The 16,707-nt window shown below is 66.7% G+C and carries 14 protein-coding genes, 5 tRNA genes and 2 other RNA genes; 6 read left to right on the top strand and 15 right to left on the bottom strand.

What is annotated here, in order from left to right:
• The first annotated feature begins 318 nt into the window (after nucleotides 1-318).
• A complete protein-coding gene (locus TVD_RS07440) occupies nucleotides 319-879 on the top strand; it encodes a Rieske (2Fe-2S) protein (RefSeq protein WP_018169891.1) in 561 nt (186 codons plus the stop codon).
• A 129-nt stretch (nucleotides 880-1,008) separates the two neighbouring features.
• On the opposite strand, the gene TVD_RS07435 is transcribed toward TVD_RS07440, so the two are convergent.
• From TVD_RS07435 to TVD_RS14565, 8 genes are all read right to left on the bottom strand, one after another.
• Nucleotides 1,009-1,779: a class I SAM-dependent methyltransferase gene (locus TVD_RS07435; protein ID WP_047251235.1), complete on the bottom strand. Its 771-nt coding sequence runs from the start codon at nucleotides 1,777-1,779 to the stop codon at nucleotides 1,009-1,011.
• 5 nt (nucleotides 1,780-1,784) lie between these two features.
• Complete coding sequence (locus TVD_RS07430; protein ID WP_018145547.1) at nucleotides 1,785-2,003, bottom strand: SlyX family protein; 219 nt, start codon at nucleotides 2,001-2,003, stop codon at nucleotides 1,785-1,787.
• A gap of 5 nt (nucleotides 2,004-2,008) precedes the next feature.
• Nucleotides 2,009-2,980: a D-2-hydroxyacid dehydrogenase gene (locus TVD_RS07425; protein WP_047251935.1), complete on the bottom strand. Its 972-nt coding sequence runs from the start codon at nucleotides 2,978-2,980 to the stop codon at nucleotides 2,009-2,011.
• A 103-nt stretch (nucleotides 2,981-3,083) separates the two neighbouring features.
• On the bottom strand, nucleotides 3,084-3,773 hold the full coding sequence (locus TVD_RS07420) for a Bax inhibitor-1/YccA family protein (RefSeq protein ID WP_018145549.1): 690 nt from the start codon (nucleotides 3,771-3,773) through the stop codon (nucleotides 3,084-3,086).
• 122 nt (nucleotides 3,774-3,895) lie between these two features.
• Nucleotides 3,896-5,968, bottom strand: coding sequence for a SulP family inorganic anion transporter (locus TVD_RS07415; RefSeq protein ID WP_047251234.1), 2,073 nt, complete (start codon nucleotides 5,966-5,968; stop codon nucleotides 3,896-3,898).
• Nucleotides 5,969-6,272: 304 nt separating this feature from the next.
• Nucleotides 6,273-6,362: transfer RNA gene (locus TVD_RS07410), tRNA-Ser, on the bottom strand.
• A gap of 68 nt (nucleotides 6,363-6,430) precedes the next feature.
• A tRNA-Ser gene (locus TVD_RS14570) sits at nucleotides 6,431-6,590 on the bottom strand.
• 68 nt (nucleotides 6,591-6,658) lie between these two features.
• A tRNA-Ser gene (locus TVD_RS14565) sits at nucleotides 6,659-6,818 on the bottom strand.
• A gap of 145 nt (nucleotides 6,819-6,963) precedes the next feature.
• Between TVD_RS14565 and TVD_RS07405 the strand changes: the two genes are divergently transcribed.
• Nucleotides 6,964-7,038 (top strand) — tRNA-Val (locus TVD_RS07405).
• A 214-nt stretch (nucleotides 7,039-7,252) separates the two neighbouring features.
• On the opposite strand, the gene TVD_RS14170 is transcribed toward TVD_RS07405, so the two are convergent.
• From TVD_RS14170 to pdxH, 4 genes are all read right to left on the bottom strand, one after another.
• Nucleotides 7,253-7,383, bottom strand: a non-coding RNA gene (locus TVD_RS14170) — RtT sRNA.
• A 53-nt stretch (nucleotides 7,384-7,436) separates the two neighbouring features.
• Nucleotides 7,437-7,567: non-coding RNA, RtT sRNA (locus TVD_RS14165), on the bottom strand.
• A gap of 52 nt (nucleotides 7,568-7,619) precedes the next feature.
• A tRNA-Ser gene (locus tag TVD_RS07400) sits at nucleotides 7,620-7,709 on the bottom strand.
• Between the two features lie 106 nt (nucleotides 7,710-7,815).
• Nucleotides 7,816-8,460 carry a pyridoxamine 5'-phosphate oxidase gene (pdxH, locus tag TVD_RS07395; protein WP_018951917.1) on the bottom strand — a complete coding sequence of 215 codons (645 nt, stop codon included), beginning with the start codon at nucleotides 8,458-8,460 and terminating at the stop codon, nucleotides 7,816-7,818.
• Nucleotides 8,461-8,580: 120 nt separating this feature from the next.
• Between pdxH and TVD_RS07390 the strand changes: the two genes are divergently transcribed.
• The 4 genes from TVD_RS07390 to TVD_RS07375 all read left to right on the top strand — a co-directional run bounded on the left by TVD_RS07390 (nucleotide 8,581) and on the right by TVD_RS07375 (nucleotide 13,637).
• Nucleotides 8,581-10,143: a glutamate synthase-related protein gene (locus tag TVD_RS07390; protein ID WP_047251233.1), complete on the top strand. Its 1,563-nt coding sequence runs from the start codon at nucleotides 8,581-8,583 to the stop codon at nucleotides 10,141-10,143.
• Nucleotides 10,144-10,340: 197 nt separating this feature from the next.
• The gene (locus TVD_RS13820; RefSeq protein ID WP_240472251.1) at nucleotides 10,341-10,676 is read left to right on the top strand and encodes a globin; all 336 of its coding nucleotides are present in this window, start codon (nucleotides 10,341-10,343) and stop codon (nucleotides 10,674-10,676) included.
• Between the two features lie 113 nt (nucleotides 10,677-10,789).
• The gene (locus tag TVD_RS07380; RefSeq protein ID WP_018169885.1) at nucleotides 10,790-11,188 is read left to right on the top strand and encodes a globin; all 399 of its coding nucleotides are present in this window, start codon (nucleotides 10,790-10,792) and stop codon (nucleotides 11,186-11,188) included.
• Nucleotides 11,189-11,327: 139 nt separating this feature from the next.
• The gene (locus TVD_RS07375; RefSeq protein ID WP_047251231.1) at nucleotides 11,328-13,637 is read left to right on the top strand and encodes a YgiQ family radical SAM protein; all 2,310 of its coding nucleotides are present in this window, start codon (nucleotides 11,328-11,330) and stop codon (nucleotides 13,635-13,637) included.
• Nucleotides 13,638-13,649: 12 nt separating this feature from the next.
• On the opposite strand, the gene TVD_RS07370 is transcribed toward TVD_RS07375, so the two are convergent.
• The 3 genes from TVD_RS07370 to hpnD are packed head-to-tail and all read right to left on the bottom strand — an operon-like array spanning nucleotide 13,650 to nucleotide 16,646.
• Nucleotides 13,650-14,438: an SDR family NAD(P)-dependent oxidoreductase gene (locus TVD_RS07370; RefSeq protein WP_018938588.1), complete on the bottom strand. Its 789-nt coding sequence runs from the start codon at nucleotides 14,436-14,438 to the stop codon at nucleotides 13,650-13,652.
• On the bottom strand, nucleotides 14,435-15,781 hold the full coding sequence (hpnE, locus tag TVD_RS07365) for a hydroxysqualene dehydroxylase HpnE (RefSeq protein WP_047251230.1): 1,347 nt from the start codon (nucleotides 15,779-15,781) through the stop codon (nucleotides 14,435-14,437). The genes TVD_RS07370 and hpnE overlap by 4 nt, the downstream gene beginning before the upstream one ends.
• 4 nt (nucleotides 15,782-15,785) lie before the next feature.
• On the bottom strand, nucleotides 15,786-16,646 hold the full coding sequence (gene hpnD / locus TVD_RS07360) for a presqualene diphosphate synthase HpnD (RefSeq protein ID WP_018169881.1): 861 nt from the start codon (nucleotides 16,644-16,646) through the stop codon (nucleotides 15,786-15,788).
• Between the last annotated feature and the right edge of the window lie 61 nt (nucleotides 16,647-16,707).

Raw genomic sequence — 16,707 nt, 5'->3', positions numbered from 1 at the left:
AGGTTCCCCGATCCTGCGTTGCGCCGCTTGCGGGTAGAACCACTACCCGCTGCACGGCGCGCCTTGTCTCGGGAAACCTGGGGTGCCAACCCCATAAACCGTGGAATGCAGGGGCTCGGGCGCTTTTGCGTGCGCCCAGCGTTGCGGCTCGCTTATGTAGCTCGGCTACACTTCGCTCACCGCGCCTTGTTCGCACGCAAAAGCGACTCGAGCGCGAGGGTGTACATTCATGAGTATTTCCCTCGGCGTGCGTCCGTCTCAGGCAAAGCGATTTCGACGCGGGTTCCGGGGGGTTCCGGACGCGAACGGGGATACCAGGTGCACGCAACAAACGACTCGCTGACTCGGGTACGCATCCGCGCCCTGATCAAACTGATGGTTCTCGGGGCCGCCCTGCTGCTGGTTGGGGTGATGCTCCGGTACGCCTTTTCCGGACCGGGCGATACCCGTGGCGAGACGCTGCGGGTGGATCTTGCCGAGATTGCCCCGGGCGAGGCCCTGCGTGTGATTCACGGTAGCCGCCACGTGCTTGTGGTCCATCGCGATGCTGCGTGGCAGGCCGCCCTGGCCGGTGATGACGAGCTGGTCGACCCGGAGGCCCGCCGCGGCCAGCAACCGGACGGGCTGGATCGGCCATTGCGCAGCTTCCGGCCCGAGTGGCTGGTGGTGATCGGCGAAAGTGCGGATCTGGGTTGCGAGCTGGACCTGGTCCACCCGGACGAGGCCGACGGCTGGAGCGGTGGCTTTGTCGACCGCTGCCGGGGCGGACGTTACGACGGCGCCGGCCGCGTATATGCGGATCAATCGGCCCGGCGCAACCTGCCCATCCCCGACTATCGCTTCGCTGGGGATGACCAACTGATCCTGGGCAGACCGTGAAGGTGACCTCCCAAGCGGCCCCGGCTCTTTCACCGGGCCCCAGGGGTGACGTGGTTCCGGCAGGCGCCAACTCGCTATGCGGGTGCCTCTGCGGACGCGGAAACCCGTGTCCGGCCTGGACGGTCTGAGTCAGCCATCCCCCACCTTCGCGAGGGTGATGGCAGGGTAGAGGTCAAACCGCACGCTCTTGCCCTTGATGCTCGCCTGGGGCGAGTCGGGACCGAGGGCGGGCGCATGCAGCGGGCGCTTGACGATGACGCGACGTTCCACGTTCTGGCGCAGGGTGGCCAGGGTTTGCTCTGCGTCGGGGTCGGCCGCCTCGGGCATCAGCGCCTGCATCAGCTGCATGTCCTTTTTCACCGCGGCCCGCTTGGCCCGTTCCGGGAACATGGGATCGAAGACCGCGGCCATTGCCGGGACGGCGAGATGCGCTGGATCGGCCTTCCCCTCGTGCAGGGTGATGCGCCCGATGATGGGCGCGAGTTCCGGGCTGGCCGCCGCGCGTTCCAGCGCGTCGGCGAGCAGGTGGTACACCACGGGATGCCGCTCCCAGGCCGTGACCCGGAAGCCGTGCGCGGCCAGCAGGAGGGTGTCGCGGCCCAGGCCGGCGGAGGCATCCAGCACATGGCCGTCACGCGGGAGTCTGCCGAAGGCGCGGATCAGGCCCTCGCGCTGGTGACCGGCATGGGCGAGGCGATAGCCCTGGCGCCCGGCGGCAAAGTCCAGCTGCAGTCGCAGCGGCGGGTGTACGTCCTCGCGGACCAGTTCGAGCCCGCGGTCTCCCGTCTCCAGCACGAGCGTGGCTTCCCCGGCATGGGCGTAGCCGCGCGCCGCCAAGGCCTGGCGCAGTGCGTTGGCGGCGGACTCGTGGCCGGGGGCCGCGCGTACGGTGAGTGGCATGGGCGTCAGTAGTGCGGCGGGGGTGGTTCGGCGCCCTCCGGCCCGCCGCCGTGCTCCTCGAGGTCGCGCATGCGATCGCGCAGCCACTGGACCTGCTGGCGCAGCTCGGTATTGGCCTGTTGCAGCTCCAGTTGCACGCGGGCCTGCTCTTCCTGGGTGTATTCCTGATGGGCCAGGCGGATCTCCAGATCCTCGATGCGCTTTTGCAGGGCTTCCGAATCCATGCGGGTTACTCCACCACGTTGCGCGGCTGGTCGCTCGCGTAGCCGTGGATATTGGCCGTAACCTCGTCGATCACCCGCTGCCGGGCGGTTCGCGCGGCCCAGGCGGTGTGGGGCGTGAGGATGAGGTTGGGGATATCGTCGGCCAGCAGGGGGTGATCCGCCGGTGGGGGTTCCGGTTCCAGTACGTCGATGCCGGCGCCGCCGAGATGCCCGCTGCGCAGGTACCTGGCCAGGGCCTCGGGATCGACCAGGCCACCCCGGGCGGTGTTCAGCAGCAGGGCCCCCGGACGCATCTGGCGCAGGGCGGCATCATCGATGAGGTGCCGGGTCGTCGCGGTCAGGGGGCAGTGCAGGCTGATGACGTCGCATTGTCCCAGTAACCGTTCCAGCGGCACGCGATCCTCTTGTGCTGCGCGGTCCGGATTCAGACTCTCGGCCACCAGCACCTCCATGCCAAAGGCCTCGGCGACGCGCGCGGTGGCCCGGCCCAGTACGCCCCAGCCGATGATGCCGAGGCGCATTCCGGCCACCGTGCCGATGGGGTGGTCGAGGAGACAGAACTGATCGGAGGCGCTCCAGCGACCGGCGCGAATGTCCGCGCGGTAGGCGTCCAGTTGGGTGACCAGCGTCAGCAGCAGGGCGAAGACGTGCTGCACCACGGAGTCGGTGGCGTAGTCGCGCGCATTGCTGACGACGATACCCAGGCGGCGGGCTGCCTCCACGTCGATATTGTTGGTGCCGGTGGCGGCGGCGCAGACGAGTCGCAGGCGGGGTGCGGCGGTCAGTACCTCCGCATTCAGCTCGACCTTGTTGGTGACGATCACCTCGGCATCGCCGATCCGGCCCAGCCGCTGATCCGGCTCGGTGTGCTCGTGGAAGGACCACACGGGAAGGCTGGCCCGGAGTTCGGTCAGGTCAAGATCGTCGCGGTCGACCGTGGCGAGATCGAGAAAGACGCCGCGTTGAAGGTGGCTCATGATCGGCGTGTATCCGTATTCAATGAAGATGGTGTCCAATGAAAAGGGCCCCGCCGTGCGGGGCCCTGGAACGCATTCCTGCCGTGCTGTGCAGCGCGGAACCCTAGTTGTCGCCCATGAAGGCGTGGAACAGGTTCAGCAGGTGCAGGAACATCACATAGAGGTTCGCGTACAGCGAGACCGTCATCACGATGTAGTTGGCCTCGGGGTCGTGAATCATCCGGCTGGTGTCGAACAGGATGGCGGCCGACAGCAGCAGGACAACCGCGGCCGAGATGGCCAGCGACAGGGCCGGGATCGCCAGGAACAGGTTGGCGACGATGGCCAGCAGGGCGACGATCAGGCCGACGACCAGGAAGCCGCCGAGGAAGCTGAAGTCCTTCTTGGTGGCCAGGGCGTAGCCGGAAAGCGTGACAAATGCGACCGCAGTGGCGGCGAAGGCGTTGCCGACGATCTGGGGCCCGTTCGGCAGACCCAGGTACATGCTCAGGATCGGGCCGAGGAAGAAGCCCAGCACGCCGGTGAAGGCGAAGGTCAGCACGATGCCCAGCGCCGAGTTGCGCGCGGCGTGGATGGCGAACGGGCCGCCGATCAGCACCCCCAGCATGATGATCCAGTGCACCGGCGGCGCGTTGACCGCCATGGCGATGAACGCGGTGATCGCGCTGAACGCCAGGGTGAGCGACAGCAGCATGTAGGTCTGCCGGATCACCTTGTTGGTGGAGATGGTCTCGCTGATGGAACCAGTGCTGGACGGATTGCGACTCGAGCGGACGATCTGGTCTCGGGACACGGGTCAACTCCTCATTGGATTCGAAACAAGCACAGTGTAGCGACAAGCGTTCCCGGTTGCAGCGTTTCCCTTGCGGTTTCAGGGCATGCGGGCCGATCACGCGGTGATCGGCCCGGCGCGGGTTATTTGATCGGCTCGCCGACCTTTTCCGAGACGGTCTTCACCGCATGGTCGGTGGACTTGAAGATGTTGTCCTTGCCGATGATGTCGTCCAGCCCCGTGCGCTGCATGACCTCCATGATCTGGGCCTTGACGCCGGCGAACACGAGCGTGATGCCGCGCGCCTTGAGGCGGTGCACCAGTTGATGGATGACCTCTTCGCCGGAGGCGTCGATCTCGTTGATGCCCTTGCCGACGACGATCAGATATTTGGATTGCGGGTGGCGGGCCAGCAGGTCCAGTACGGCATCTTCGAAGTAGGGCACGTTGGCGAAGTACAACGACCCATCGAAGCGCATGATGCCGACCTTCTCGTTGGTCTCCAGGCCGTAGCGCTGGGCCTCGCGCAGGGTGCCGTCCTCGTAGCGTGCCAGTTCCGAGACACGCGGCTTCATGGTGCGGTACAGATACAGCACGATGGCCAGACCGGCACCGGTGAGGATGCCGTAGTCCAGGTTCGGAGCCATTGCGAGGGTCGCAACGAAGGTCACGACCGCGGCAGCGCCATCGTGCTTGTTGGCCACCCATGCGTGCTTGATGGCCTTGAAGTTCACGAGCCCGGCAACCGCCATCATGATGATCGCAGCGAGGACCGCCTGTGGCAGGTGATAGATCAGCGGCGTCAGGAACAGCAGGGCCAGGCCGATGAGTACCGCAGTAAAGACCGAGGAAAGGCCGGTCTTGGCGCCGGAATTCAGGTTGACCGCTGATCGCGAGAACGAGCCGCTGACCGGGTAGCCCTGGGTGAAGCCGCCGGCGATGTTCGCCAGACCCTGACCCATCAACTCCTTGCTGGGGTCCAGGCGCTGGCCGGTCCGTGCCGCCATGGCCTTGGCGATCGCGATGGCCTCGGTGAAGCCCACCAGCGCGATGACGAAGGCGGTGGTCAGCAGCGTGGTGAAGGTGCCGAAGGTGATATCCGGGATCGAGAACCCGGGGAGGCCCTGGGGCACATTGCCCACTACGGCGCCGCCGCCATTCAGATGCACGGTATCTGCACCGACCCGTTCGATACGCCATGCGGCGCGATCAGCGCGTGCACGTTCGGCATCGGTCAGGTGATCGTCTGCAATGAATCGCGCCGGCTGATCGTTCTCGCCGGGGACGCGACGCAGCGTGATGTCGCGGATCTCCTCGCGCATGCCGGCAAGTTCGGGGCGCAGTTCATCGCGCTGCAGACGCAGCTGGTCGGCCTCGTGGCGCAGGCGCACGGCCTCGGCGCCCTCCTGTTCCTGAAGCTCTGCTTCCAGACGACGGATCTGCTCGTCGAGATCGGCGAGGCGCCTGCCATCGCTCTCGATGGACTGCGCGAGAGTCAGAACCTGGGCCGGGGCGATCTGCTGAAGGGACGTCTCGGCCTTCTGCTCGTAGCCGATTGCCCAGCTCACTAGGATCGCCACGACCACGGCGACAAGTACCCCCGGGATCTTCGGCACGAACCGTTTCATCAGCACCATCAGGCCAATGGCGCCGACGCCGAACGCCAGCGTGGGCCAGTGGACGCTGCCCAGTTCCGTCATCACGCCCCAGAGACCCAGCATGAAGTGGCCGCTGGTATCAATCGGGACGCCGAGGATCTTGTTCAGCTGCGACAGGGCGATGATGATGGCCGCGGCATTGGTGAAGCCGACGATGACCGGATGCGAGATAAAGCTGACCAGCGCGCCAAGCTTGAACAACCCCAGCATCAACTGGACCAGGCCCACGATGAATGCCAGGGCAATGGCCAGCATGACAAATTCGGAAGAGCCCTCGGCGGCCAGCGGTATCAGCGCCGAGGCGGTGAGAAGCGACACGACCGCGACCGGGCCGGTGGCGAGCTGGTTTGATGAACCCCACAGCGCTGCGACCATGACGGGCAGCAGGGAGGCATAAAGTCCGTACACCGGCGGCAGCCCGGCCAGCTGGGCGTAGGCCATGGACTGCGGGATCAGGACCAGGGCGACCGAGATCCCGGCGATGAGGTCCGCATTGAGGGTTTGCTTCGTCGGGCGCCAGCTGAGGAAGGGGAACACTCGCAGCAGAATCGAATTCATCGGGTCGCTCGCTTGGCCAGTTCGTGAGGGTTGACGACGGCCGGAACCGATGCAATGGGCCCAAGGGCAGTCCGGGCCGGGGCTTGCCAGGGCCGTCGTCACACTACTGGCAGCCGGTGCTGGGCCCGGTCGGATGCACGGGCGCAGTCGCGAAAGTAGCGCCAGATTATAGGCGGTCAGTCCATTTTCTTCTATCTAACTTGTTCTATATGACACATACCATATCGGCTATGTATTGCGAGCAAGCTGCGAAGGGGATTCGTCTGGCGGGGGCGGGAGATGACTGCGGCCGGGAGGCTGGTAATGGCGGAGAGGGAGGGATTCGAACCCTCGAGGGGCTTTCACCCCTGCCGGTTTTCAAGACCGGTGCAATCGACCACTCTGCCACCTCTCCGAGGCTGGGCATTGTCTGGCAAGGGGGACGGGCTGGCAACCGGGGGTGGCCCGCGTGGCCTGGCGGCCACGAGAGGGAGGGATAGATTCGGACCTGCGGTCCTCACCCTTCGGGCGTTGCCTGGCGGCAACGTCCTGCGGCGGCTGTGCCGCCTTGTCGAACCCTCGAGGGGTTTTCACCCCTGCCGGTTTTCAAGACCGGTGCAATCGACCACTCTGCCACCTCTCCGGGGCTGGGCATTGTCTGGCAAGGAGGGCGGGCTGGCAACCGGGGGTGGCCCGCGTGGCCTGGCGGCCACGAGAGGGAGGGATAGATTCGGACCTGCGGTCCTCACCCTTCGGGCGTTGCCTGGCGGCAACGTCCTGCGGCGGCTGCGCCGCCTTGTCGAACCCTCGAGGGGCTTTCACCCCTGCCGGTTTTCAAGACCGGTGCAATCGACCACTCTGCCACCTCCCCGGGGCTGGGCATTGTCTGGCAAGGGGGACGGGCTGGCAACCGGGGGCGGTGCCAGGCCTCCCGGCGAAGGGGGCGATGGGAGCGGGATATTCGGCATGCAACGCTTGACGTTCGCTCGCTTGAACCCTAATCTTGTCCGCGCTCCGGGCGGTTAGCTCAGCGGTAGAGCACTGCCTTCACACGGCAGGGGTCACTAGTTCGAACCTAGTACCGCCCACCAGCTTTGGATAACAAGAAAGCGGCCTCGGGAAACCGGGCCGCTTTTTTTGTGCCTGTGAGACGGTCGCATGTGACCAGGTTGTCGCCTGCGGCGACGTGCTGGTATCGCCGCGCGCTGCCAGTTGAACCGTCATTTTCGATTCCTCGGGTTCGAACCCCGAAACTGCAGAGGCCAGACATGCAAAAGGGGCCACTCGGGCCCCTTTGCTTGAATCTGGCGGAGAGGGAGGGATTACTCGGCACTTCGCGCCTCGCCCTTCGGGTCGTCGCCTGCGGCGACGCTCTGGCATCGCTGCGCGCTGCCAGTCGAACCGGCATTTTCGATTCCTCGGGTTCGAATCCTGAAACCGCAGAGGCCAGACATGCGAAAGGGGCCGCTCGGGCCCCTTTGCTGTTGTTTGGCGGAGAGGGAGGGATTACTCGGCACTTCGCGCCTCGCCTTCGGGTCGTCGCCTGCGGCGACGCTCTGGCGCCACTATGTGGCGCCAGTCGAACCTGAATTTCTTTATTCCTCGGGTTCGAATCCCCGCGCGTCTGGGCTAACCATGCAAAAGGGGCCACTCGGGCCCCTTTGCTTGAATCTGGCGGAGAGGGAGGGATTCGAACCCTCGGTACTCGCGAGAGTACAACGGTTTTCGAGACCGCCCCGTTCGACCACTCCGGCACCTCTCCGAATCTTCTTGTCATGCGGGGTCGAACCGCCACGACGGAGCGAATCCTAGCAGATTCGGTTGGCCGAGCGGTAGCCGGGCCGGGGAAGCGCGAATCAGCGTCTCTACTAAGGCATCAGGCGGGTGATTTCCCAGTCGCTGCCCGCACGGTGGTATTGGAACCGGTCGTGCAGCCGATTGGGGCGGCCCTGCCAGAATTCGAACAGTTCGGGCTGCAGGCGGTAGCCGATCCAGGCGGGGTCGCGCGGAATGTCGCCCTCCGGGTATTGCTGCTCCAGCGAACGTACGCGCTGCTCGAGTTCGTCGCGGCCGGCGACCGGGTGGCTTTGGGTCGAGGCCGCCGCGGCAATCTGGCTGCCGCGCGGGCGCTGATGGAAGTAGGTATCGGCCAGGTCGCCCGGGAGGGCGGTGACCGGGCCTTCGACCCGGATCTGGCGCTCGGTCTCGGGCCAGTAGAACAACAGGGCGGCGCGCGGGTTTTCGCTCAGGTCCTGGCCCTTGCGGCTGCGCGAGTCGGTGTACCAGGCCAGGCCCTCGGGATCGACGTGCTTGAGCAGAACGGTGCGAGCGGAGGGCTGGCCGTCGGCGTCGGCGGTGGCCAGGATCATGGCGGTGGGGTCCGGGTTGCCGGCTTCGCGGGCGGCCTCCAGCCACTCATTCAGCAGGCTGAGCGGGTTTTCGTGCAGGTCGCCGCGGCGAAGTTCGGCGCGGGTGTAATCGCGGCGGGTATGGCGGTGGTCGGCGGTGCTCATGATGTTCCCCGGGACTGGATGCGACGACGTCATCATACGGCGCCGGCGAGGATTCGGAAATTTGTGCGACTTTCACTGTCACAGATGACGACGATTCAAACCGAGCGCAAGGAGCATCCGATGGCTGAACCGATTATCGCCGCAGTGGAACCCCGGGGAGTGGAACTGACAAAGGGCGAGGAGTATGCGTTCTGTCGCTGCGGGCGCTCGAAGGATCAGCCTTTCTGCGATGGGTCGCACGAGGGCTCCGGCATCGAGCCGCTGATCTTCACGGCGGAAGAAGACGGCGAGGCGTACCTGTGTCAGTGCAAGCAGTCCGGCAATCTGCCGTACTGCGACGGGACGCATGCGCAATTCGATCAGGACGCGGTGGGTCAGCCCGCGAGCGCGGCGGAAGGGGATTCCGAGGCATCGGATCAGGGCGATCAGGCCCCGAGCCCCCGTAACAGCGAGGTTGAACCGCATGTCGAGTGGATTCACGCCCTGGCCCGCGACGGGCTGGAGGGGGTGGGACGCCATGGCACAACGGTGGCCATGGGCGTGCCGCGCGATCGGCTGCCCGCCTGGGACGGGCTGCAGCTCCTGGCGGCGCAACTGGCCACGCGCCCGCTCGACGAGGATGTCGATGTGGGCACCTCGCTGGTGATCGGGCCCGAGGCGAAGCGCCCACTGGAGCTGAACATCCCGTTGCTGGTGTCGGACATGAGCTTTGGTGCGCTTTCGCGCGAGGCGAAGATCGCCCTGGCGCGCGGGGCAGAGCGGGCCGGGACCGGTATCTGCTCCGGCGAGGGGGGCATGCTGGACGCCGAGCAGGCAGAGAATTCGCGCTACCTGTTCGAGTTGGGGCCGGCGCAGTTTGGCTATTCGGACGAGGTTCTGGACAAGATTCAGGCGTTTCACTTCAAGGCCGGCCAGGCCGCGAAGACCGGGCTGGGCGGGGTTCTTCCGGGCAGCAAGGTAAGTGACGAGATTGCGCGGGTGCGTGGGATCGAGGCGGGGCAGGATGCCCATTCACCCGCTGCCCATGCCGATTTGCAAAGCCCGGACGATTTTCGCCGGTTTGCCGACGCGGTACGCGAGAAGACCGGGGGTGTGCCGATCGGATTCAAGCTGTCGGCCAACCACATCGAGGCGGACCTGGCCTTTGCCCTGGAGGCTGGCGCCGACTACCTGATCCTGGATGGCCGAGGCGGTGGTACGGGCGCCGCGCCGGCCCTGCTGCGCGATCACATCAGCGTGCCTACCATCCCGGCGCTGGCACGGGCGCGGCGCTTTCTCGATGCCAATGGGGCCACTGGACGGGTGACGCTGCTGGTCACCGGTGGGCTGCGTACGCCCGCGGACTTCGTGAAGGCCCTGGCCCTCGGTGCGGACGGGATTGCGCTCGCCAATTCGGCGATCCAGGCCGTGGGCTGTGTGAGTGCGCGGATGTGCCATACCAATCAGTGCCCCAGTGGTGTCGCGACCCAGGATCCGAAACTGCGCAGCCGGCTGGACCCGCAGGAGGGGGGCGAACGCCTGGCGCGGTTCCTGAGCGGTTCAACGGAGCTCATGCAGGTCCTGGCGCGGGCCTGCGGACACGCGCACCTTGAGGACTTTGGACCGAATGATCTGACCACCTTCGACCGCGATCTGGCGCGTCTTGCGGGGCTCCAATACGCTGGGGTCCTGGAAGACCGCTAGGGAAACACGGATCCAATCGCCCGTTCGATCCCGAGCCGTCATTGTCATATCGGGCAGGTAGGTTTTCCGACGCCCCGGGCGGGTTGATGACACGATTGCTGCCCGTTTCTCGCCGCGGATAGGAAATGACGCCCCCGAATGTGGAAAGCAGTTATCGACGTTGTTGTGCTGACGCGTCGTTTCTTGCGCGTTTCCGCTTGGCACTGCGTGCAGCCGATGGGCAGGTCTCCGGAATCTTCGATCCGTTGAGTGCCCGACAGCAGGAAGTGATGCTGGACGCCTCGATCCGGGCCGCACTGGATTTTTCCTCTGGCGACCCGCAGGGCGCATCGAGGGTCAGCGAGATGATTCATGTGCATGGGCGGCAGGGGCGGGTGCCGGTTCCGCCGGCCCTGTACCCGGTATGGCTGGAGTCGCTGATACAGGCCGTTCGCGAAACCGATCCGCACTGGAGCGACGCCTTGGAAAGACGCTGGCGAGCCCAGCTGATGCCGGCGGTGGACATGTTCGTGGAGCTGTACCTGAGCGCCTGAGGGCGATGTCTGGCAGCGCGGACCACGCGGGACACATTCCCCGCTTGACCTGGATCAGAATGTCGTTGGAGTGATCCCGGTAGCCTATGCGTTTATCTTCAGAAGGGATGGTGATGAGTTATTCCGATGTCCATCAGAGCTACGGGCGTTGTCGACGGGCCGGCAACTTCGTGGATCGCTTCTACGAACGCTTTCTCGCCGCCGACGAGCGGGTGGCGCAGGCGTTCACGACCACCAACTGGTCGCAGCAGAAGCGGGCCCTCGGGCAGGCAATCTCCACTGCGATCAGTTACGCCGAGGGCGAGAGCTTCGTGGCCCCGACCATGGAGAAGATGGCCGAGGTGCATAGCCGTCATGGCCGCGTACCGGTGGCACCGGAACTCTACGGGGTGTGGCTGAACTGCATGGTGGAGACGGCCCGCGAGGTGGATCCGCGCTGGGAGGAGTCCCTGGCGCAGCGCTGGCGCGGCGCGCTGAGTCCGGCGATCGATCTGTTCATCGAGCGCTACTGACGCGCGCCGGGCCGTTTCCGGCGGCCCGGTCAACCACTGCGAAGTCCCGCCCGCGGGCGTGCCCTGTTGATCTTGGGGCGCCCCCGGCGTGTAATGCGCGCATTTCCTGTTGCCGGCGTCCGCCGGAAGAAGCCTGGTCATGTCCGCAGCACCCGATTCCCTGTTCGCCCGCAAGCCCTACTGGGCCCAGCGCTTTGGCACGGCACCGTTTCTGCCGACCACGCGCGAAGAGATGGACGATCTCGGCTGGGATAGCTGCGACATCGTACTGGTGACCGGTGATGCCTATGTGGACCACCCAAGCTTCGGGATGGCGATCATCGGTCGGTTGCTGGAGGCGCAGGGGTTTCGCGTGGGCATTCTGGCGCAACCGGACTGGACCTCGGCCGAGCCGTTCCGGGCCCTGGGGCGACCCAACCTGTTCTTTGGCGTAACCGCCGGGAACATGGACTCGATGGTCAACCACTACACCGCGGAGCGGAAGATCCGCTCCAACGATGCCTATACCCCGGGGGACGTGCACGGCAAACGCCCGGACCGCGCGGTGATCGTCTACGCCCAGCGCGCCCGCGAGGCCTACAAGGACGTGCCGGTCGTGGCCGGCGGGATCGAGGCCAGCCTGCGGCGTATCGCGCACTACGACTACTGGCAGGACAAGGTGCGCCGCTCCGTCTTGCTGGATTCGCGCGCCGACATTCTGCTGTTCGGCAATGCCGAGCGTGCCCTGGTGGAACTCGCCCATCGCGTCGCGGCGGGCGAGGACCCGCGCGAGATCACGGACCTGCGCGGGACGGCCCTGCTGCGGGATGCCGTGCCCGCCGGCTACGTCGAGCTGGATTCCAGCGAGGTTGATACCCCCGGACCGGTGGATGCCAACCCCGACCCCTACGCCATGGTCTCGCCCGAGACCTGCGCCGATGCCGAGGCACAGGATGCGCAGGCGACAGAAGCGGAGGCGGGCGCGAAGGTCGTGCGTTTTCACCGGGATATCCCGCGCGGCACCCCGCGCGAGCAAACGGTGATCCGTATTCCGGCCTTCGAGCAGGTGAAGGGCGACGCGGTGCTCTACGCGCATGCCTCGCGGGTGCTGCACCTGGAGACCAACCCGGGGAATGCCCGCGCGATCGTGCAGCGCCACGGGGACAAGGAGGTCTGGCTCAACCCGCCACCGATCCCGTTGTCGACGCCCGAAATGGACGCGGTGTTCGATCTGCCCTATGCGCGGGCCCCGCATCCGTCCTACGGGGATGCGCGCATCCCCGCCTGGGAGATGATCCGCTTCTCGGTGAATATCATGCGCGGCTGTTTCGGCGGCTGTACGTTCTGTTCCATCACAGAACACGAAGGGCGGATCATCCAGAGCCGCTCCGAGGACAGCGTGCTGCGCGAGATCGAGGAGATCCGCGACAAGGTGGACGGGTTCACCGGCGTGATCTCGGATCTGGGCGGCCCGACCGCCAACATGTACCGCCTGGCCTGCAAGGACCCGAAGATCGAGCAGAGCTGCCGGCGACTGTCCTGCGTGTACCCGGGCATCTGCAGCAACCTGGACACCGACCACGCGCCGCTCATTCGCCTGTACCGCAAGGCACGGGCGCTGCCGGGCATCAAGAAGATACTGATCGCCTCCGGGCTGCGCTACGACCTGGCGATCGAGTCACCGGAGTATGTGAAGGAACTGGTGACCCATCACGTGGGGGGTTACCTGAAGATTGCGCCGGAACATACGGAAACCGGACCGCTTTCCCGCATGATGAAGCCGGGCATGGGGACCTATGACCGGTTCAAGGCCATGTTCGAGAAATACTCGAAGGCGGCCGGGAAGGAGCAGTACCTGATCCCGTATTTCATCGCCGCGCATCCCGGCACCACCGACCAGGACATGCTGCAGCTCGCGCTCTGGCTGAAGCGCAACGACTTCCGCGCCGACCAGGTGCAGGCGTTCCTGCCGAGCCCCATGGCCCTGGCCACCGCCATGTGGCATTCCGGGCGCGACCCGCTGCGCGGCATCCGGCGCACGACCAGCGAACGCGTCCCGGTGCCTCGCGGGGTGCGCGCGCGGCGTCTGCACAAGGCGTTCCTGCGCTATCACGATCCGAACAACTGGCCGCTATTGCGCGATGCCCTGCAACGCATGGGGCGTGCGGACCTGATCGGCAATGGCAAGCATCACCTGGTGCCGACCTGGCAGCCGGCCGGGACCGGTCAGGGTGCGGCACGTCCGTCCACCGGCGGGCGCATCACCCGAGGCGGCAAGGCGCTGAAAAAGCGCGGCCAGACCTTCCAGACGCAGCACAACGGCGTCGAGGCTGCGGCGCGTCCCGGTGGCAAGCCAGCGCCAGCGGGCAAGGCCGGGGCACGCTCTGCCGCGCCCAAGGGCGGCAAGCCGCGCGCGGGTGGTGGGAAGGTGCGCAAAGGGCGCCCGGCCGGAAAACGACCGCGCGCCTGACGCCCCTGCGGTTCAGGACGCCGCGTGGGGGACCGGGACCTGGCCTTCCAGGCTGATGTTCAGACCGGTGGTGGTGCGGTCGCCGGGGTCCAGGAAGTACAGATAGGGGCCAACCACGGCCTCGGGCTCGGGCAGTAGGTCGGGGTTTTCCCCGGGATAATGCCCGGCGCGGAAGCGGGTGCGCACGGGGCCGGTGTCGATACCGTTCACGTGCAGGAAGCGCGGTTCGTTGCGATGCTCGTGCGACAGGATGTCGATCAGGCCGTCCTGGGCCGCCTTGGCCATGCCGAAGGCGCCCCAGAAGGCCTTGCGCGCGTTCTGGGTGGACACGACCAGGCTCCCGGTGGGACTGGCCTCCAGCAGCGGCAGGACGGCCTGCGTGAGGAAGAACGGGCCGTGCAGGTTACTGTTGATGACCTTGAACCACAGCTCCGGGTCGTAGTTCTTCATCGGCATCAGGGCGCCGGCCCAGCCCGCGTTCAGTACCAACCCGTCGAGGCGGCCGAGGGAGTCGCGGATGTTCTCCGCCAGGTCACCATAGTCCTTGACCGTCGCGCCTTCGAGATTCAGTGGGTAGATCGCGGGCTGCGGGTGACCGGCCTGTTCGATCCGGTCATAGACCGCTTCGAGGCCCTTCAGGTCCTTGTCCAGCAGCACCACGATCGCGCCGGCCGCGGCACAGGCCTCGGCAACCGCGCGGCCGATGCCGTCGGCGGCCCCGGTGACCAGGATCACGCGTTCATCGAAGGCGCCGGGTTCCGGGCGGTAGGCGAGCAGGCGGGGAATATCGAGATCGGTCAAGGATGGTCCTCCAGATACAGGTGCGCCGATTCTAGTCCAGATTGTACGGCCGCTTCGAGCGTGGACGGCAGTGCAGGCGTCAGGTAATCCCCGGCCAGATAACACCCCGGCCAGGGCGTGCGGGCCGGCGGGCGACGTGCATCCAGACCGGCTTGCGCGTCCAGCGTCGCGCGGCGTTCGCAAATACTGTGGCCGGTCTCGGGTTCGCCCAGTTTGGGGAAGGTTTGGGCCAGGGAGCGGGCGACGGTGCGCCATCGTGCATCCGCCGTCAACGGTTCGAGGTCGTCGGCCGCGGAGATCACGACCGCCAGCCAGTGTGGCGCCCCGGCGACATTCCGCGCGATTAGCCATTGGCCATGCTGGTCCAGCAGCCCCTGTAGTGGCGGAAGATCATCAAGGCGCCGCGCATAGCGCAGGTAGACGGTGCAGATGCTGCGGGCGCCCATGGCATTCAGGCCCTGGTGCGTGGCCTCCCAGCCGGTTTCGTGTGGCAGCAGGGCAGCGGCGGCGGCTGGAGGGGTCGCCAGGATCACGCCGCGCGCCGGGCTCGCCACGCCCTGGCGGTCGCGCAGGCGGTAGGGGGCGGCGTCGTGAGTCGTGCTGCGCTCAATGGCGGTGATGCGGCGGCCCAGATCCACTCTGGCGCCACGCTCCCGGAGTTCCTGGACAGCCGGTTCCGGGAACAGCTCGCCGAGTGGCCGCGCGGGGACGAGAAGGCGCGCGGCCTCCGGGCCATGGTTGAGCGCCAGGCGCAGGACGTTCTGGAAGATGCGGGCCGAGGCGGTTCGGGTCGGGGTGTTCATCACCGCCAGGCACAACGGGTCCCACAGGCTCCGAATGAGGGCGTCGGGCTGACGGCGCTGGCGCAGCCAGTCGAGGACGGGGAGATCGTCGCGCAGGGGCCGGTGCAACATGGCGGCGGCGCCGGACAGTGCACGCAGGCGTGTACCAAGGGAGTGCTTCGCAAGCGCCCGGTAAAGCGCGGCGGCCAGGGCGGGCAACCGGGGCGAACGCGGTTCCAGCAGGAACGCCGGGGCCTGCGGCCGGCCCGTGGGCCCGAACATGCGCAGGCCGAAGGGCAGGGCCTGAAACGCCTGCTCGGGGTTGATGCCGACCGAACGGATCTGCTGCAGGGTCTGCTGGCAGGCCCCGACCAGGATGTGCTGGCCGTTGTCGAGCGGGGTGCCGTCCAGGTCGAGGCTGCGAGCACGGCCACCGGGGGCCTTGCCGGCCTCGATCAGGTGCACGGGGTGCCCGGCACGTGCAAGCGCCAGCGCGGCGGTCAGGCCGGCCCAGCCCGCGCCGACCACGACCGCCGGGGCCGGGGGGGAGCTGGAGGTCATGGCATCAGGCCGCGCGGCGGCGTTGTTCGCGCTTCAGGCGGCGCGCGGTGCGCCACGCGATCCACAGCTTGCGGATCGGGGTCAGGCGTACGCGGTGTTCCAGCACGCGATAGCCATCGTCCGCGATCTCGTCGAGCAGGGTGCGGTAGATGGCTGCCATGATCAGGCCCGGGCGCTGGGCGTAGCGGTCGGCGTCCGGGAGGTGTTCCTCGGCGCGTTCGTAGTAGCGTCGCGCCCGTTCCGCCTGCTCCGCGAACAGGGCGCGGTGGCGGTCGTCGGTGATGTTGATCTGGAATTCCTCCGGCTTGACCCCGTGCTTGCTGAGCTCGTCCATGGGGATGTACACGCGGCCGCGCATGGCGTCCTCGTGCACGTCGCGCAGGATGTTGGTGAGCTGCAACGCCATGCCGAGGTCGTGGGCGTACTTGAGAGTGCGCCGATCGGTGTAGCCGAAGATGTGAGCGGACAGGATGCCCACGACGCTGGCCGCGCGGTAGCAGTACAGCGACAGCGTGGTGAAGTCCGGATAGCTGTCGTAGTCGAGATCCATCTGCATGCCGTCGATGATCTCGTCGAAGTACTCGCGCCCGAGGTCAAAGGCGGCGATATGCGGCTGCAGTGCCTGGGTGATGGGGTGGCGGGGTTCGCCGGCGAACAGGCGCTCGATCTCCTGGCGCCACCAGTCGAGCTTGGTGCGCGCAATGCTCTCCTCGCTGACCTCGTCGACGATGTCGTCGACTTCCCGGCAGAAGGCGTACAGCGCCGTGATGGCGCGACGGCGATCCGGTTCCAGAAAGCGGAACGCGTAGTAGAAGCTGGAGCCGCTTTGCGCGGCCTTCTCCTCGCAATACTCGTCGGGGGACATGCGCTCTCGCGTGGCGGGTGTCGAACAGGGAGGAGAAGGCTAGCACAGGCAGCACAGGGGG

The sequence above is a fragment of the Thioalkalivibrio versutus genome (assembly GCF_001020955.1).
Lineage (GTDB): Bacteria > Pseudomonadota > Gammaproteobacteria > Ectothiorhodospirales > Ectothiorhodospiraceae > Thioalkalivibrio > Thioalkalivibrio versutus.
Note: the sequence above shows the minus strand (reverse complement) of the source record. Positions and strands in the feature narration are given on the sequence as shown.